The sequence below is a fragment of the Thioclava sp. F42-5 genome, from assembly GCF_002213195.1.
In the GTDB taxonomy this organism is placed as follows: Bacteria; Pseudomonadota; Alphaproteobacteria; order Rhodobacterales; family Rhodobacteraceae; genus Thioclava; species Thioclava nitratireducens.
The window spans coordinates 417,265-433,717 of the sequence record NZ_NBNZ01000001.1 but is presented as its reverse complement, the minus strand read 5'-3'; the positions used below and the strand labels follow the sequence as shown (position 1 = coordinate 433,717).

Below are 16,453 nucleotides of genomic sequence, written 5' to 3'. Positions count from 1 at the left end.
GCGTTTGCCCGCTCTGGATCGCTACAGGGGTTGTTGACCCGTGGATCAATAAAAGGAGCGCGCCGCAATGTCTGACCTCGAAACCTCCCCCAAGGACGACAGCAGGCCGCGCCCGAACATCCTGATCCTGATGGTCGATCAGCTCAACGGGACGCTATTTCCCGATGGTCCGGCGGAATGGCTGCATACGCCCCACCTGCGCAAGCTGGCGGAACGTTCGGTGCGGTTCGAGAACGCCTATACCGGCTCGCCGCTCTGCGCGCCTGGACGCGCGGCCTTCATGTCGGGCCAGCTTCCCTCGCGCAACGGCGTCTATGACAACGCGGCCGAGTTCCGCTCGGACATTCCCACCTATGCCCACCACCTGCGCCGCGCGGGCTACCAGACCTGCCTCTCGGGCAAGATGCATTTCGTGGGCCCCGATCAGCTGCACGGCTTCGAGGAGCGACTGACCACGGATATCTACCCTGCCGATTTCGGCTGGACGCCGGATTACCGCAAGCCCGGCGAGCGGATCGACTGGTGGTATCACAACATGGGCTCGGTCACCGGGGCAGGGGTGGCCGAGATTTCCAACCAGATGGAATATGACGACAACGTCGCCCATGAGGCGAAGATGAAGCTCTACGATCTGGCGCGGGGTAACGACGCGCGGCCGTGGATGCTGACCGTCAGCTTCACCCATCCGCACGACCCCTACGTCGCGCGGAGGAAATACTGGGACCTCTACGAGGATTGCGCGCATCTCGAACCCGAGGTCGGCACGATCCCCTACGAGGAGCAGGACAACCATTCGAAGCGGATCTTCGACGCGAATGACTGGCGCGAGTTCGACATCACGACCGAGGATATCCGCCGGTCGCGCCGCGCCTATTTCGCGAACCTGTCCTATCTCGACGACAAGATCGGCGAGCTGCTGCAGGTGCTCGAAGACACGCGCCAGGAGGCCACGATCCTCTTCGTCTCCGATCACGGCGATATGCTGGGCGCGCGGGGGCTGTGGTTCAAGATGAGCTTCTACGAGGGCTCGGCCCGCGTGCCGCTGATGATCTCCGCGCCGGGCCTGGAGCCCGGGCTGGTCTCCGATCCGGTCTCGACGATCGACGTCACGCCGACGCTCTGCGATCTGGCTGGCATCTCGATGGACGAGATCGCGCCCTGGATCGACGGGCAGACCTTGCTGCCGCAAGCCCGCCGCGAACCCCGGAAAGAGGCGGTGGCGATGGAATACGCGGCCGAAGCGTCCTACGCGCCGCTCGTGAGCCTGCGCAAGGGACGCTACAAGCTGAATCTGTGCAATCTCGATCCCGATCAGCTTTTCGATGTCGAGGCCGATCCGCATGAGTTGACGAACCTCGCGGGCGACCCTGCCCATGCCGAGGCCTATGCCGCGCTGAAAGCCGAGGCGGCTCAGCGCTGGGATCTGGATCGATTCGACGCAGAGGTCCGGGCAAGTCAGGCCCGCCGCTGGGTCGTCTACGAGGCGCTCAGTCAGGGCGGCCAGTACCCGTGGGACTATCAACCGCTGAAAAAAGCCTCCGAGGCCTATATGCGCAATCACATGAACCTCAACGTTCTGGAAGAAAACAAGCGCTTCCCGCGCGGCGAATAAGGTATCGAGTGACCCCCGGGGCGGCTCGGTCCCGGGGCGCGGCGCTGCACCTCACCGCGCCGTGACAGCCTTTCCGGAACGCGGCGCCGCCCTAACCTGTTGCCCAACCGAATAGGCAATCAGGAGATCGACCATGAGCGTTCCGACCCTTACCCTCAACGACGGCATCAAGATCCCGCAACTTGGCCTCGGCGTCTGGAAGATGGAGGAAGCCGAGACACCGCGCATCATCCGTAATGCGCTGGATGCGGGCTATCGCCACATCGACACCGCCGCGGCCTATGGCAACGAGGCGGGCGTGGGCCGTGGTGTCGCGGACAGCGACGTCGCACGAGAAGACATCTTCGTGACCTCGAAGCTCTGGAATGACCGGCAGGGTTATGACGAAACCAAGCGCGCCTTCGACGAGACGTTGGACAAGCTGGGCTTCGACTATCTCGATCTCTACCTGATCCACTGGCCGATGCCCGCCAAGGACAAATATGTCGAGACGTGGCGGGCCATGATCGAGTTGCGCGACGCCGGCCGAATCCGCGCGATCGGCGTGTCGAACTTCTTGCCCGACCATCTCGAGCGGCTGATCGAGGAGACCGGCGAGGCACCCGCGATCAACCAGATCGAGCTGCATCCACGCTTCCAGCAGGCCGACCAGCGCGCGGCGCATGAAAAGCTCGGCATTACCACCGAATGCTGGTCGCCGCTGGGTCAGGGCGAGGCGCTCGCGAACCCGATCCTCACCGAGATCGCCGCCCGCCACGGCGTCTCCGCCGCACAAGTCACCTTGCGTTGGCAGATCCAGCTGGGCCTCGTGACGATCCCCAAATCCGCCAATCACGAGCGGATGCGCGAGAATATCGACGTGTTCGATTTCGAGCTGAGCGAGCATGAGATGGCGCAGATCAAGCAGATCGACACTGCTGCGGGCCGGATCGGGCCGAACCCGGCGACGGCGGATTTCTGAGGGTGACTTAAATGTCACCCTTGCGCTGACCGCGCCGCTCGGGACGGGCCGCGAGAGTTGATCTTCACACGACACTCACGGTTTAGTGAGTTTGTTTTGTGGAGGAGAACTAAATGCGTAAAGCTTTATTGTTGCTGCCATTTCTTGCTGGATGCGTGCCTGCGACGCCGATCGTGAGCGACTACAACGGAGATAGCGTCACCATCCAGACATCAATGCTTGCCGATCAGGCTGAGGTGAAGGTGAACGCCCAGGCCGAGGCGGACCGTATCTGTGCCAAGAAAGACAAGAGAGCAGAATACGCCTCGTCGCGCCAAGTCGCGGAATACACCAACGCGCACCTGTTTCTCTGTCTCTGAGGCGGTACGACACGAGGGGAGGCATGACGCCTCCCCTCAATGCCCCCCTACACCCTTGCGGATACGCCGGATCATCAGCCAGACCGCGAGGATCACGATCGGCGTCAGCCCTGCCATCATGATCTCTTTCGTCAGTCCGATCTTCTTCGAGAGCGGATAAGCCAGGTAGCCCGCGACCGAGATCGCGTAGTAGCTGATCGCGACCACCGACAGCCCTTCGACCGTGTGCTGCAGGCGCAGCTGCAGGTCCGAGCGGCGATCCATGCTTTCCAGCACTTTCTGGTTCTGCGCCGAGCGCTCCACATCGACCCGCGTGCGCAGCAACTCGCCCGCCCGCGCCGCCCGCGTCACCATCTGCTGCAGCCGCGTCTCCGCCGATTTCACCGTGCGCACCGCCGGGTCGTAGCGCCGGGCGATGAACTCGCTGAGTTTCTGGCGCCCCTCGAAGCGGCTTTCGCGCAAGGACTCCACCCGCTCTCGGACGATCGCCTCATAGGCCCCGGTCGCCGAGAACCGGAAGGAATGCGCGACCGCGAGGCTCTCCAGCTCAGCCGAGATTTCCAGCAGGTCGTGCAGCGTTTCTTCTGCGGAGTGCGCGTCGTCGCCCATCCCGTCCACGATCTCGGTCAGCCTCGGGTCGAGCGCATTGAGCCGCTGCGACAGGTCGCGCGCCCGCGCCAATCCGAGCATCGACATCGCCCGGTAGGTCTCCAGCTCGCAGAGCCGCTGCACCGTGCGCCCGATCCGTCCCGGCCCGGTCCCGGGCCGCGCGAAGATAGCGAAGCGCATCTGCCCGTTCGGATCGATCCGGAAATCGCCCGCGACCACCGCAGCCCCGTCGAGCACCCAGGTGCAGACGAGGCTCTCGGTGACGAACCATTGCTCCAGAAGCGGCGCGATGTCGTCGGGGTTCTCGGGCAACTCCTCGATGCGGATCTGCACCGCGGCGATCCGCCCGCCGGGGCCCGCATCGATCCAGCTATCGGGGTAGATCTCGGTCTCCGCCGGGTCGAAGGCGCGCGACGACACGCCTTTGCCGAAAGCGAGATAAGTGGTGAATTCGGTATGGCTCTCCCACTTCACCTCGTGCCGCCCGATCTTGCCGGCGTAATGGGTGATCCCCGCCTGAGGCTGCGCCGCGCCATTGCGCGTCAGAAGATCGACGAGATGGTCGTGATCCTTGCTGCGGTCGCGATTGGCGGCGTCGCGCGGCTCCTTGAAGGCGACATAGACCGCGTGGCCCGGGACGCCGAGCTTCGGGTAGGGGCGGGCGTGCAATTCGTTCACAAGCGCATAGCGCTGCGGATGGTCGGGCAGATGGGGTTTGGGATCGGCGGTCATCTCATAGGTCTCGCTCACGCGGGTGTGACCTTCTAGCTGCGGCGAAATTTCCCGCCGATCAAGCGTTTGACGGCATGCATCGGAATACCGGGTAAATCTGCCACAGCGCCACGCGAGCCACGAGGGGGAGGGGGCGCTGCCCGACCGTTAGTTGCCGGGCTGTCGTCCCTTTGATCAGATGCAGCCAACGGAATGAAAAGCCCGCCAGAGCACTGGCGGGCTTTTGTGATTGATGCTCGCGATCAGCAATGCCGACGCGAAGTGACCGCTGATCAGTCGCTCTTGCGATCCGCGGGCCTCTCCTGAGGCTTTTCGGTGGCCGAGGCTTGCGGTGCTGGAGACGAGACCGGAGCGGTTGCTTCCGGTTCAGGAGGCAGTTTCGAGAGGTAGTCTGCGATCCGCTTGCTGTCAGCGGTGCCTGATGCCTCCGAGAGCGCCTCGAGGAAAGTCTCGACCTCACTGCGCGGCGCCTTGTCCAGCCACTTGCCAAAGGCATCGAGCACATAGCGCCGCCGGCGCAGTTGCGCCTTGTGCTCTTTTTCAGCTACCTGAGCGACTTTGCTCTGGAGGTTCAGATACTGCTGGAAGATGCGGTCTTGCTGGGTTTGGGGGATTTGAACGGTCATGTCGTGCTCCTTTGCTAGCAACGGGGTGAGGTATGAATGTGGACCTCCGGGGTTCGACAAGAAGCGGATTTATCGACTTCTTTGATCGCCATTTTTGCTCTTTCCTTTCAGCGCCTTGGTTGCCTCTTCGACCTCTCGTTTTTCGATTTGCGTATCTGCGATAAAATGGCTGCGCAGGTTCGACGGGAGAGCGGCGATCATCTTGGCCCGCAGCTTTTCGAGAGCTGTTTCTTTCTGCGCGACCGCAGCCAGCCGTGCGGCGACATCGTTCTCGGCTTTTCGGGCTGCACCCAGCCGAAAGGCTCGATAGGCGCCGCCCAGATGGATCAGTAGCTTGCGCGCCGAGGCGCCAGGCGCGGTCAAGAGGCGTTCCAGCCGCTCACGCTCCCGCGACTCCTTCGGAAGGCGCGGCGCCACCGCCAGTCGGTCGCCATGCGCCGGGATGAGGCTCCCCGTCGCCGCGTGTGTGGCGATTTCGATCACTTCATTCGCCTCGGCCTCGCGCGCTTCGGCGCGCCTGTTTGCGGCGTTCAGAGCCTTTCGTTGGTCTTTGGTATCACGCTGCAGTCGCTCGGCGCGCTTCTGCTCTGCTTCGAGCTTCTTCGTCTCGGCCTCGATCTTGGCTTTTTCGCGGGCCAAGCGGACCTCCTCATTCGCGCGCCAGACATGGGCCGGGACATGTTTCTTGCGACCCGGAATGATTACGCTCGGATCGGTCTTTTTCTCTTCCTTCGCTTTCCGGCGAGCTGCTGCCTGTCGTTCTCCGCGTGCCAGTCCCAGGGAGGTAAAGAACTCCCCGATGTCATCCTGCGCCTTCTCGTAATCCTTCAGGAGCGGGTGAGAGGATGGCTGGAGGAGGCGCTGTGTGCCGCTGCGCGTCGTGTGTTTCTCGGTCCAAGGTGCGATCACCCCGTGGATGTGGAATGTCGTCTCGTCGCGATCTGCACGGGCATGCAGAACCTGATCGCCGAAGCGCGATCTCAGCCATTCTATTGCCCTTGCCTGAAACTGAGCTTCGCGCTCTTGGATCAACAGCTGCCGTGCCGTTGCTTTCTCTGCGTCGGTCCCGACAAAACGACTTTCAGCTTCAGAGGGCACGAACCACTCGCGGTTTGCGGTGATGATGAACTCGCGCAAAGGACCGAATTTCGACTTGCGCCACGGGTCGCGCGGCCCCTCAATCAAGCAACGGTCAGCTTCCTTATGACGCTTGGCTGCGCGCAGCCCTTCGACCTGTTGATTGATATTTTGAAGGCTCGCGAGGCGCACCGCCTGCCTAAGCTCTTTGTGCCAATTCGAGGAGCCGAGGATCTGTTCGTTCAGCGGTGTGCGGCTCAGATCGACATGATCCAGGCGATCTTCCTGTTGCTTGCGGTCACCGTGCATCCGATAGCGGTAGAGCTGCTGAGGGTAGAGCTCCGCAAAGCGAAGCACGACTGGATGGGGCGAAGACGCCGACGTATCTGAGGATGCGTTGATAGGTTGATGCATGGACATGACGGCCTCCTGTTGGGGTTGCCGTCGGGAAATGTGCCGAGAGGAAATTCGCCAAAACTTTTCTGGAGCCGGGGAGGACATACCCCTCTAGGAGTCAAAAAACCTCAAAGATCAGCGTTCTCCTAAGTCATGTCGCAGCTTCGGCCGTCGGTGTGTGGAAGGCGTTTGACACCTAATGCAGAGTCCGCTTACCTCTTGGTAGAATTTTTTGAAGGTGCGGATATGACTAAAGAAATTGCAGAATTTGCCTACGATCTTCATTCAGGTCTCGGAACGGTGAACATCACCGAATACGACCAACTTCCGCTCCTCGGCATGGCCGCAACTCTTGCCGTTCATATCAAAGGCTTAGGTTCTATCGATTACGAAGTGCTGCGGAAAGTCTCTGACCACTTCATGGGGATCCCGTCGCATTCCCTCAAAGAAACGCTCAAGATACTAGAAGAGGTCGAGTTCGTGCGCCTGGTCACGTCGGGCCGGACTATAGAGAAAATTATTCCCAACATTCCTCTTTTTGATGATGTCTATGTCGGTCTCGGTGAATTTTCAGATAGTGAATTGAAAATGAACGAGCACGAGCAAGCCACATTGTCTATTCTGCAAGCGCTAAGAGAGGCCCCTCAGAACACGCAGTCCTTCCAAGCTAAGAGCGGGATTGATCGCGACATTTTCCGCCGCTGCTTGGAATTCGGGTCAATTTCCGGAATGCTGTCTGAGCAGAAGGCTAGAGGAAAAAATATCCTGATAAGCCCATTTTATTATGCTGATAATCTGGATGGCTTAGCGGACACTGTTGCTGCAGTTGGTGCACCCGCCTTATCGTCGGTTCTTGAAAAAGTTAAAGCCAATCAGGGTTGGCCTTTGTCGCTTGCTACGAATTCTGGGCAGCTCGGGTCTAGCAATCTCTCGCAAACAGAGATCCAACTTCTTACCAAGTTAACTAGCGAAGGTATCATCAAGCCTCCCACAATTTCTTTTGGTGGAAAGCAAGAATCCTTTGTATTCACGCCTAAACCAGGCTCGGCTCGTTTGAACGCCGCAAATAGAGAGATATATGAACGCGCCATGGCTCTCGTCTCTGCAGTCCGGAAGGGCCAACTCTTAGCAGATCGATACAGAATTCATTCCCCAATAGCAATATTGCGGGCGCTGAGAGACCGAGGCTATATCAAGTCTAACTCTGAGGCGTCGGCGCAATACCAAAATCTCGTGGTAATGAGAGTTGCTCACCTTAAAGAGGTTTCAAACGGAAGGTGGCAGCTTCACCTAAATCGCACCCAAGAAAACGAATCCGCACTCAATCTTGCGATAGACGTCTTGAAGACTGGTGAGGTGGCAAACATGGAAGTAAATCAGGACGCGCGAATAGCGCTCACGAAGGATGAGGTTTACATTCAGTCTATCGTCGCAGCAGCAGAGCTCAAAAGGAAACAGAAAGATATCACTGATCCGCAAGCCGTAGAGGAATATACTCAACTGATGCTGAAGTTTGACTGATGGGTAAGTTCGATAAAGATCGCCACCAGAAACAACTTGCGCTGAGATATTGCCTCGCGCAGAATTATTTGCCGTGCCTTGAGGTCGTTGTGAACACAGCGTCTGATCTGACCAGCAAGCCCGAAGTTCTGACGGATATTGATGTTTTAGGTATAGAGAACGTTTCTGACGGAGACCTTCGTCGGATAATTTTTGATTGCAAAAGCAGCAGCAAAGTAGGAGCGATTTCACGCGCATTTTGGGCGTCTGGACTGATGACCTACACGGGAGCTAACGGCGCATTTGTTATAACTGGGAAGCCAGCAGTTTTTAACCACCGGATTTCGGCGCTAAAAGTAAATGTAGATTTGCATGATGAAAAATCCTTCGAGGAGCTTGGTCGAGCGGTAGCTCAAGATTTCAACAAGGATTTTTGTTATCAATCTTCGATAGAACGTTGGAATGAAGTTTATGATGCATACACAAAGTCTGCTTGGTCGGAGCAGATGCTCGTCTTGTGTCACAACGTAGCGCCACTATCCCAAAAACCCGAGCAAACATTTCGTAAAATCCTTGGTGAAATCAGGAAAAATCGAGGAAATTTCGACCCTGGAAAATCAGAACATATTTCTATGGTGTTTGATATGATCTCCTACATGTTTATTTTGTGGGCAGAAATGGGGCGTGATTTTCGGCGCATATATAGCCCGGCGATGAAACGAGAAAACTTTGAGGACGCGCTACGTCTCTATGTTTGGGGAGGCCATGAGTCATTTACGATCCGCCAAGCAATCCTTGAAAACTCAATACGCGCAGGTATGAACGGTGATACGGCGTCGGATCTTCAAGAATTCCCGGCTTGGAAGCGCTTTGTTAGCTTTGTTGGGCTAGTAATAGCTTCTCCCGACGATATATTTAAGTGCGCATATATGTGCCGAGAACTCTCTATCAGGCAGATATCCAAGAATGATCCTGATTTTGATGCGCTGATTAAAAAGCAGTTTAAGGATAACAGTAGACTAGCGCAATTCATTACCGCAGCGACCTCATATATTATTGAGGCGTGTCGCCTTCCGAAAGATCTCGAGAAAACAATGAACAAAGAGACTCTTTCGCATGGCTGAGCTGATAGTCAAACATGCTAGCATTTTCCGGCTATATGCGAATCTCATCAGTTGGAGGAGGCTCGGTATCCACTCTCGGATTTCTGGGGGTTCTTCAAATTTACACATCACTGGTGCAAAATCTTCTCTTGGAAACTTGCGTGGCTTGGCGACGCCCGATGTCTTGGATTCTAAGCTGAATGCGCCGAGCTCTCTCTTTCTTACGTGTCCCGGCCGTTGACGCACGAGCCCTACAACACCATTACTCACTAAGCATCTGACAGTCCGGGCCTTTGGCCCTCCCTGTCAGAAGCCGTTCGCCGGGGCGCTGCCCCGGACCCCGCGCCTTCCGCGGGACCGAAGGGCGGTCGCTCGCCGCGCCCCCTCCGGCCTCCCCCTGGCGTCCTCCGACGGACCATAGGGGCGTTCGCCACCCCCTCTGGACTACCCCGGCCGCCTTCCGCGGGACCAAAGGGTCGTCGTTCTGCACTCCCCCTCTGGACACCCCCTGCGCCCGGGGGAGGCCGCTTGGGCGCGCCTCCCCCGAACCCCCTCCAGCATTGTGCCTCCTCTCGGCTAACCGCGGGCCAGGGCCCGAGCGGTTTCGCGTGAATGGCCGCCGAGGCGTCCGGGTTTCGGTCGCGCGGTCGATGTGACGCGCGACCGAAACCCGGACACCCCGCAGGGGCCGAGCGGGAGCGGGTCGATCTTTTCCCAAAATGGAGAACCCCATGTTCGACAACGTTCCCTCGACCGTCGAGACGACGACGCAGGCGTGGTCCGAGACCTTGCGCTCTGGCGACATCGTCTCGTTCCGCTTCCCCACGAACGAAGGCAAGACCGGCCCTGAACCCAAGGCCCGTCCTTGTCTCGTTCTCGCGTCCGCCCTGATTTCTGGGCAGCGCTGGCTCACCATCGCCTACGGCACCTCCGTCACCGAGAAGGTCCGCAAGGGTTATGCGATCCCGCTCGGCTCGCACGATGCGCGCGTGGCCGGGCTCGAGCGCGCCACGGCGTTTCGCGGCGATCGCATCGTGATCGTGCGCCCCAACAATCGCGCCTTCGCTGTCAGTCCGACCCTGCGCACGCCTGTGCTTGGCCGTCTGACCGGGCGTCCGCTGGCGCGGATGCATGCGATACGGGCGCGACTTCAGGCCGAGGCCGACATCGCTGCCGAGGCGCGCGCGGAGCGCCGCCGTGCGCGCATCGATGACCGCAAGTCGCTGATCGAAGCCCGGGCCCGGGCCGCGGCGCGGGCGGTCATCACCGGCACCTGACGCTGAAGCCTTTCGGCAGCGTCAGTTCGCCGGCGCTGCCGCCTTTCCCTCTCTCAACAGGAGTTTCAACAATGCTCGTTCCCAACATGATCCCGAGCGGCAACACCCATCGGATCATTCTGTCCTCGCCCGAACAGAAAACGCCGGACATCGACCGGATCCAGGACATCGCCGCCGATGCGACCGGCGCGCTGCGCCTTGCCCTGCAATCGGCCTCTGATCTCTCTCAAGGCATCGCCGAGGATATCCGCACGGAGCTCACCGCGCTCGAGCGTAGGCTGGAGCGGCGCGACACGATCGGCGACGGGGCTCGCGCCGAAATCGCGCTCTGCATCGAGCGGCTCGGGGCCTTCCTCCCCGACGACACGGTCGAGGTGTTTCGCGACGAACTGAGGGTGGCGCTGAACCACTCGGAGCGCGTCGCCGATTTGATAGCGGCGGATCAAGAAGTCCGCCGTCTTCGGTGGCTCGGCAAGTAAGCCAGCCACCCAACTTGGGGCGTGGCTTCCGAACGGGATCTGCGCCCCCTTTTCGGGGCAGATTAAGTCGATCTGATCGTCCGATTTAGAATTTTCTTAGTATTCTAAAACAAAGACTTGGCGTCGAAATGGACGCGGATCGCCAAGTTTTCGTTTTTAGTTTTCGGGGGTCTTTACAGCTTCAGAAAACCGAAAATCAGACCAAGAGGCTCACAACATGCAGGCATCCACCCAAACGCTGACCGCAGCCAACGACAACCCCGGTGGCACGACCCGGATCGTGCGCGCGCCCACTGGGCTCGTCTCCCTTCTCGGTCGCGCGGCCGCACGGCGCTTCGTCGAGGCTGCCCAGCCCGCGAATATCCATGCAGCTCCGACCGAGCGGAGCATCAAATGATCCGCGCCGCCATCTATGCCCGCTACTCGTCGAGCCTCCAAAAGGCCACCTCGATCGAGGACCAGATCGCCATGGCACGCCGCGAATGCGACCGCAACGGCTGGACCGTCGTCGCTGTCTTCGATGACCGTGAGATGACGGGCCGCAACATGCGCCGTCCCGGCTTCCAGGCGATGAAAGACGCAATCGGTCGAAGCGAAGTCGATGTCGTTGTGGTCGAGGCGCTTGATCGCCTGACCCGCAAGGTGGCGGATGCGCTTTCCCAGTTCGATCTGTTCAAGTTTCAGGGCGTCGATCTGCATTCGGTGAAAGAAGGCCCGCAGGATTTCTTCAAGGTTCTGCTGGGAGGGTTCGGGGCGCAGCAGTTCTCGGAGATGATTGGTGCTCACACGCGTCGGGGTATGCAAGGCGCGGTCGCGCGCGGGCGCCTCCACACGAGCGCCTACGGCTATCGAAAGCGCGACAATCCGACTGGATTGAACCGGGAGATTGACCAGGAGCAGGCCGAAGTCGTCCAACGGATTTTTCGGGAGACCGCTGACGGTAAATCTGCACACGCAATCGCCAAGGGGCTAAACTCTGATCGGATTCCGGCACCTAAGGGTGGCAGCTGGGATGGCTCGACAATCCGAGGCCGCAAAGATCGCGAGGAAGGCATTCTCAACAACCGCCTCTATATCGGCGAGGCCTCGGTCTGTAAGTTCGGTCGTCGTTATCACCCGGAGACTGGCGAGAAAGCCGTCTTCGCGACCGAGGAGGATGTGGTGCGCGGGACCCACGAAGAACTGAGGATCGTGCCCCAGGACCTTTGGGACTCCGTTCAAGCAGAGCTTGCGCAGCGCACTCTCAAAGCCGACAAATCGGGGAACGCCCATGCTGCGCGTCGTTCGAAGCACCTGCTCAGCGGACTTCTGATCTGTGGCTGCTGCGGGGCGCCTTATGTCAAATCTGGCAAGAACCGCTTCCAATGCCGCGAGGCACGCAGATCGGCTTGCAACAATAAGATCTCGATCCGACAGGACAGGATCGAGCCCCGTGTCTTCGACACCCTGCGCACTGAACTGCATAGCGCCGAGCTGGTTGCGGAGTTCGAGGCTGCATTTCAAGCGGAGCTGCGCGCACTCGACAGCACTGATCTGGAAACTGCAATCAAGCGCGCGAACGCCGATCTGACGAATGCGACCATGGCGCGCAAAGGGATTATGAAGGCTATCGAGCAGGGCGCGGATTACACCGCCTACTCGGCCCGCGACAAGGAGTTGAAAGCGGAAGTGGCGGATCTTGAAGCGCGGATCACGCAACTCAAGATACAACAGACGAAGAAGAACACCGCTCCGCCCGACATCGCGGCCCTTTTCGAAGCCGCAATTCGGGACCTTGAAGCCTTGCTCGGCGATCCTGATCTCGTCGCGCGCGCAAACGAAGAGCTTGGCAGCCTGATCCGATCTATCACCCTCATACCGGACCCAGCGTCCCCAGATGGCCTCGCAGCCGAGATCCAGATGGATCTCGGCAATTTGCGTTAAGGGGGGTGGGGACCAGTGTGAGGCGCGGTGGCGTGGATTCGTCTCCATTGCGGTCCGCTGGCTGGGCCGGGGCGTCCGGCGGCATTCTTCTTTACCGGGCAGGACGCGCAGAATTCGGCACGGTTGCTTGAGCACGATGACTGAAATCATCAGCACAAAGGGCAATACAGGCGCGAGATGCCACCTCGTGGTGACAGGAGCGATTGGACCGGCAAGGCCGACAATTAACGGTCGGGCACAGGGCGCTGCCCCCTCTTGGCTGCGCCAATTCACCCCCCGGGATATTTCCGCCAAGAGGAAGGGGCGCGTGGGATTGAACTTCGCCTTGGTCCAAATATCCCGGGGGAGCGCGTCAGCGCGGGGGCGGAGCCCCCATCGCCGCGATTGCAAGGCGCGCGCGGGCAGGCTAAACGAGCGCGCATGATGAACCGTCCCGCGCTCCCGCCCGAAATCGCCCGTCGCCGCACCTTCGCGATCATCTCGCACCCGGATGCGGGCAAGACCACCTTGACCGAGAAGTTCCTGCTTTTCGGCGGCGCCATCCAGATGGCGGGGCAGGTGCGTGCCAAGGGCGAGGCGCGGCGGACTCGCTCGGACTTCATGAAGCTCGAACAGGATCGCGGGATTTCGGTCTCGGCCTCTGCGATGTCCTTCGAGTATCGCGAGTTCCGCTACAACCTCGTCGACACGCCCGGCCACTCGGATTTCTCGGAAGATACTTACCGAACGCTGACGGCGGTGGATGCGGCGATCATGGTGATCGACGGCGCGAAGGGCGTGGAGAGCCAGACCCGCAAGCTCTTCGAGGTCTGCCGCCTGCGCGATCTGCCGATCCTGACCTTCTGTAACAAGATGGACCGCGAGAGCCGCGACACGTTCGAGATCATCGACGAGATTCAGGAAAATCTCGCGATCGACGTGGCCCCGGCTTCTTGGCCGATCGGGATGGGCCGCGATTTCCTCGGTTGCTACGACATGCTGCACGACCGGCTGGAACTGATGGATCGCGCCGACCGCAACAAGGTGGCCGAGTCGATCAAGATCAGTGGTTTGGATGATCCCAAGCTGGCCGAACATGTTCCGGCCGATCTGCTTGAGAAACTGAAGGAAGAGATCGAGATGGCGCGCGAACTGTTGCCCACCTTCGACCGCCAGAGTTTCCTCGAAGGTCACCTGACACCGATCTGGTTCGGCTCGGCGATCAACAGCTTCGGCGTGAAGGAGTTGATGGACGGGATCGGGGAATTCGGACCCGAGCCGGAGGTCTTCAAATCCGCCGAGCGTGACGTGGCGCCCGAGGAGAAGAAGGTCGCGGGTTTCGTCTTCAAGGTGCAGGCGAACATGGACCCCAAGCACCGCGACCGCGTGGCTTTCGTGCGTCTCGTCTCGGGGCATTTCACGCGCGGGCAGAAGCTGCTGCATGTGCGCTCGAAGAAACAGATGGCGGTGTCGAACCCGGTTCTGTTCCTCGCAGCCGACCGCGAACTGGCGGAAGAGGCCTGGGGCGGCGATATCATCGGTATTCCGAACCACGGGCAATTGCGCATCGGCGACGCGCTGACCGAGGGCGAGGCGCTTCGCTTCACCGGCATCCCGAGCTTCGCGCCGGAACTGCTGCAATCCGTGCGTGCGACCGACCCGATGAAGGGCAAGCACCTCGAGAAGGCGTTGATGCAATTCGCCGAAGAGGGCGCGGCCAAGGTGTTCAAGCCCGCGATCGGCTCGGGCTTCATCGTGGGCGTCGTCGGCGCGCTGCAATTCGACGTGCTGGCGAGCCGGATCGAGCTGGAATACGGCATCCCCGTACGCTTCGAGGCCTCGCAGTTCACCTCCGCCCGCTGGGTGTTGGGCGACAAGGCGGCGGTCGAGAAGCTGGTCAACGCCAACAAGCAGCACATCTCTTATGATCATGACGGCGACGTGGTGTTCCTCACGCGCCTGCAATGGGACATCGACCGGGTCGAGCGCGACTACGAGGGCGTGACGCTCTCGGCGACCAAGGAAATGATGCAATGACAACCCCACTGCCCCCCGAACTCGTCTCGATCCTGTGCAACGAAGCGAGTGCCCCGGAAGACGTGCGCACGGTCGAGGCGCTGGTCGATCTGTGGCTTGCCGACAATGCCGAGGAGCCCGAGGGCGAGGACTTCCCTTGGTCGGTGCTGTGTGTCTTCGAGCTGCGCGAATATCCCGAGGTGCTCTGGACCTTCATCCGCAAGGCGCTGACCGGGGCGACGACGATCTGGCAGGTGGTGATGCTCGCCGCCGGGCCGCTGGAAGATCTGGTCGCGGAGCATGGCGACGAGTTCATCGACCGGATCGAGCGCGAGGCGCGCCATTCCGCGCGGTTCCGCTTTGCGCTGACGGGCGTCTGGCCGCAGCAGGGAGAGGGCAATACCGCGCTCTGGTCGCGTATCGAGAAGGCACGCGCCCCGGCGATGGATACCGGGCTCGACATGGGTGGACCGCTACCGCCGAAATGAGCGCAGGCGCATCGCGCATCGGGTAACGAAAATCACATCTTTGCGTCTGGGCTGTGCATCTGTGCGCGCCACACCTACCTCTGAACAAGGAGGAGATCATGGCGCGTGTCTCTCGTCTGCCCGGCAAGGCAATCGCGCGGTTTTTGCAAAAGCAGACCCGCTTCTACCAGCCTTTCGGGGTCATCCCGACCCCTGCCTTGCGCGCGACGCTTCGGCCGGGCGATGTGCTGTTGGTGGAGGGCGACCGGCGGATTTCGGCGGCGATCAAGTATCTTACCCATTCCACTTGGTCCCATGCAGCCTTCTATTCCGGCGGCCCGCCCGGGGGCGAGCTGATCGAGGCGGACCTGGAGGAAGGCGTCAGGATCACCGGGCTTTCGGCCTATTCGCATCTCAACACACGCATCTGTCGGCCCGTCGGGCTTGGCCACGATCAGCTTGAGGTCGTGATTAACTACATGCAAGGCGCGGTCGGGCGGCAGTATGACCTGAGAAACGTGGTCGATCTCGCGCGGTACCTGCTGCCGCGCCCTCCCGTGCCGCATCGGTTCCGGCGGCGGATGCTGGCGCTCGGATCGGGCGACCCGACGCGGGCGATCTGTTCGACCGTGATCGCCGAGGCGTTTCACGCGGTCCACTACCCGATCCTGCCGGATGTCGTGATGGGCAGCGCCGACAGCCAGGGGGAAATCCTGCATATCCGGCACTCGTCGCTGTTCACGCCGCGCGATTTCGATCTCTCGCCCTATTTCGCCGTGATCAAGCCGACGCTAGAAGGCGGGTTCGATTTTCGCCAATTGCCACTGGAGTGACGCCGGAGGAAGCGCGCCTCCGGCGGGGATATTTATATCAAGAGGAAGCGAGAATGCGCCTTTCAGATAAGGCGCATCGCCTGCGTCGTTACATCGCGAAGGAGACGCCGCAGCCGCAGGAGCTCGACGCGTTCGGGTTCTCGATCACGAAACGCGCGCCGATCAGTTCTTCGGTGAAGTCGATCGTGGCGTTCTCGAGGAAGGGCAGAGAAACCGGGTCAATCAGCACCTTCTGGCCCGCGCCTTCGAGCACGATGTCGTCGCCCGCAGGCGCCTCTTCGAGCTTGATATCATACTGGAAACCAGAACAGCCGCCGCCCTCGACGGCCACGCGCAGCGCCTGTGGCGCCTCGCGACCTTCATTGATTTCCGCGAGTCGCGCAAAGGCGCGTTCGGTCACTTTCGGAGGGAGTTGCATCGGATTGGCCTTCCTGACCCCTCGGGGCCTGTATTTCCGTCACATCCGAGATATAGGAGGGCCGAAGCGTGCCGACAAGACGAGGT

The 16,453-nt window shown here is 60.4% G+C and carries 16 protein-coding genes; 12 read left to right on the top strand and 4 right to left on the bottom strand.

Annotation, left to right across the window (positions count from 1 at the left end; translation table 11 throughout):
• Positions 1–67 precede the first annotated feature (67 nt).
• From betC to B6V74_RS02010, 3 genes are all read left to right on the top strand, one after another.
• Positions 68–1,612: a choline-sulfatase gene (gene betC, locus B6V74_RS02020; RefSeq protein ID WP_088721827.1), complete on the top strand. Its 1,545-nt coding sequence runs from the start codon at positions 68–70 to the stop codon at positions 1,610–1,612.
• A gap of 133 nt (positions 1,613–1,745) precedes the next feature.
• Complete coding sequence (locus B6V74_RS02015; protein WP_088721826.1) at positions 1,746–2,573, top strand: aldo/keto reductase; 828 nt, start codon at positions 1,746–1,748, stop codon at positions 2,571–2,573.
• Positions 2,574–2,686: 113 nt separating this feature from the next.
• Entirely contained in the window at positions 2,687–2,932 is a 246-nt protein-coding gene (locus B6V74_RS02010) for a hypothetical protein (RefSeq protein ID WP_088721825.1), read from the top strand.
• A 36-nt stretch (positions 2,933–2,968) separates the two neighbouring features.
• On the opposite strand, the gene B6V74_RS02005 is transcribed toward B6V74_RS02010, so the two are convergent.
• The 3 genes from B6V74_RS02005 to B6V74_RS01995 form a co-directional block, all read right to left on the bottom strand.
• Positions 2,969–4,273, bottom strand: a complete 1,305-nt coding sequence (locus B6V74_RS02005; protein WP_088719392.1) for a DUF3422 domain-containing protein — start codon at positions 4,271–4,273, stop codon at positions 2,969–2,971.
• Positions 4,274–4,545: 272 nt separating this feature from the next.
• Complete coding sequence (locus B6V74_RS02000) at positions 4,546–4,899, bottom strand: hypothetical protein (protein ID WP_088721824.1); 354 nt, start codon at positions 4,897–4,899, stop codon at positions 4,546–4,548.
• 69 nt (positions 4,900–4,968) lie between these two features.
• Complete coding sequence (locus tag B6V74_RS01995) at positions 4,969–6,396, bottom strand: plasmid recombination protein (RefSeq protein ID WP_088721823.1); 1,428 nt, start codon at positions 6,394–6,396, stop codon at positions 4,969–4,971.
• Between the two features lie 222 nt (positions 6,397–6,618).
• On the opposite strand from B6V74_RS01995, the gene B6V74_RS01990 reads away from it, so the two are divergent.
• The 9 genes from B6V74_RS01990 to B6V74_RS01950 all read left to right on the top strand — a co-directional run bounded on the left by B6V74_RS01990 (position 6,619) and on the right by B6V74_RS01950 (position 15,949).
• Positions 6,619–7,893, top strand: coding sequence for a hypothetical protein (locus tag B6V74_RS01990; RefSeq protein ID WP_088721822.1), 1,275 nt, complete (start codon positions 6,619–6,621; stop codon positions 7,891–7,893).
• Positions 7,893–8,996 carry a hypothetical protein gene (locus tag B6V74_RS18705; protein ID WP_146694506.1) on the top strand — a complete coding sequence of 368 codons (1,104 nt, stop codon included), beginning with the start codon at positions 7,893–7,895 and terminating at the stop codon, positions 8,994–8,996. The genes B6V74_RS01990 and B6V74_RS18705 overlap by 1 nt, the downstream gene beginning before the upstream one ends.
• 710 nt (positions 8,997–9,706) lie before the next feature.
• Positions 9,707–10,252 (top strand): type II toxin-antitoxin system PemK/MazF family toxin, encoded by a 546-nt coding sequence (locus B6V74_RS01980; protein ID WP_088721820.1) that lies wholly within the window; start codon positions 9,707–9,709, stop codon positions 10,250–10,252.
• Between the two features lie 71 nt (positions 10,253–10,323).
• Positions 10,324–10,731, top strand: coding sequence for a hypothetical protein (locus B6V74_RS01975; RefSeq protein ID WP_088721819.1), 408 nt, complete (start codon positions 10,324–10,326; stop codon positions 10,729–10,731).
• Between the two features lie 217 nt (positions 10,732–10,948).
• Positions 10,949–11,128 (top strand): hypothetical protein, encoded by a 180-nt coding sequence (locus B6V74_RS01970; protein ID WP_088721818.1) that lies wholly within the window; start codon positions 10,949–10,951, stop codon positions 11,126–11,128.
• Positions 11,125–12,654 (top strand): recombinase family protein, encoded by a 1,530-nt coding sequence (locus tag B6V74_RS01965; protein WP_088721817.1) that lies wholly within the window; start codon positions 11,125–11,127, stop codon positions 12,652–12,654. The genes B6V74_RS01970 and B6V74_RS01965 overlap by 4 nt, the downstream gene beginning before the upstream one ends.
• Before the next feature lie 420 nt (positions 12,655–13,074).
• A complete protein-coding gene (locus B6V74_RS01960; RefSeq protein ID WP_088721816.1) occupies positions 13,075–14,670 on the top strand; it encodes a peptide chain release factor 3 in 1,596 nt (531 codons plus the stop codon).
• A complete protein-coding gene (locus B6V74_RS01955; RefSeq protein ID WP_075774414.1) occupies positions 14,667–15,137 on the top strand; it encodes a DUF6869 domain-containing protein in 471 nt (156 codons plus the stop codon). The genes B6V74_RS01960 and B6V74_RS01955 overlap by 4 nt, the downstream gene beginning before the upstream one ends.
• Before the next feature lie 98 nt (positions 15,138–15,235).
• On the top strand, positions 15,236–15,949 hold the full coding sequence (locus B6V74_RS01950) for a lipo-like protein (RefSeq protein ID WP_088721815.1): 714 nt from the start codon (positions 15,236–15,238) through the stop codon (positions 15,947–15,949).
• An 88-nt stretch (positions 15,950–16,037) separates the two neighbouring features.
• On the opposite strand, the gene B6V74_RS01945 is transcribed toward B6V74_RS01950, so the two are convergent.
• On the bottom strand, positions 16,038–16,367 hold the full coding sequence (locus tag B6V74_RS01945) for an iron-sulfur cluster assembly accessory protein (RefSeq protein ID WP_075774416.1): 330 nt from the start codon (positions 16,365–16,367) through the stop codon (positions 16,038–16,040).
• Positions 16,368–16,453: the final 86 nt, after the last annotated feature.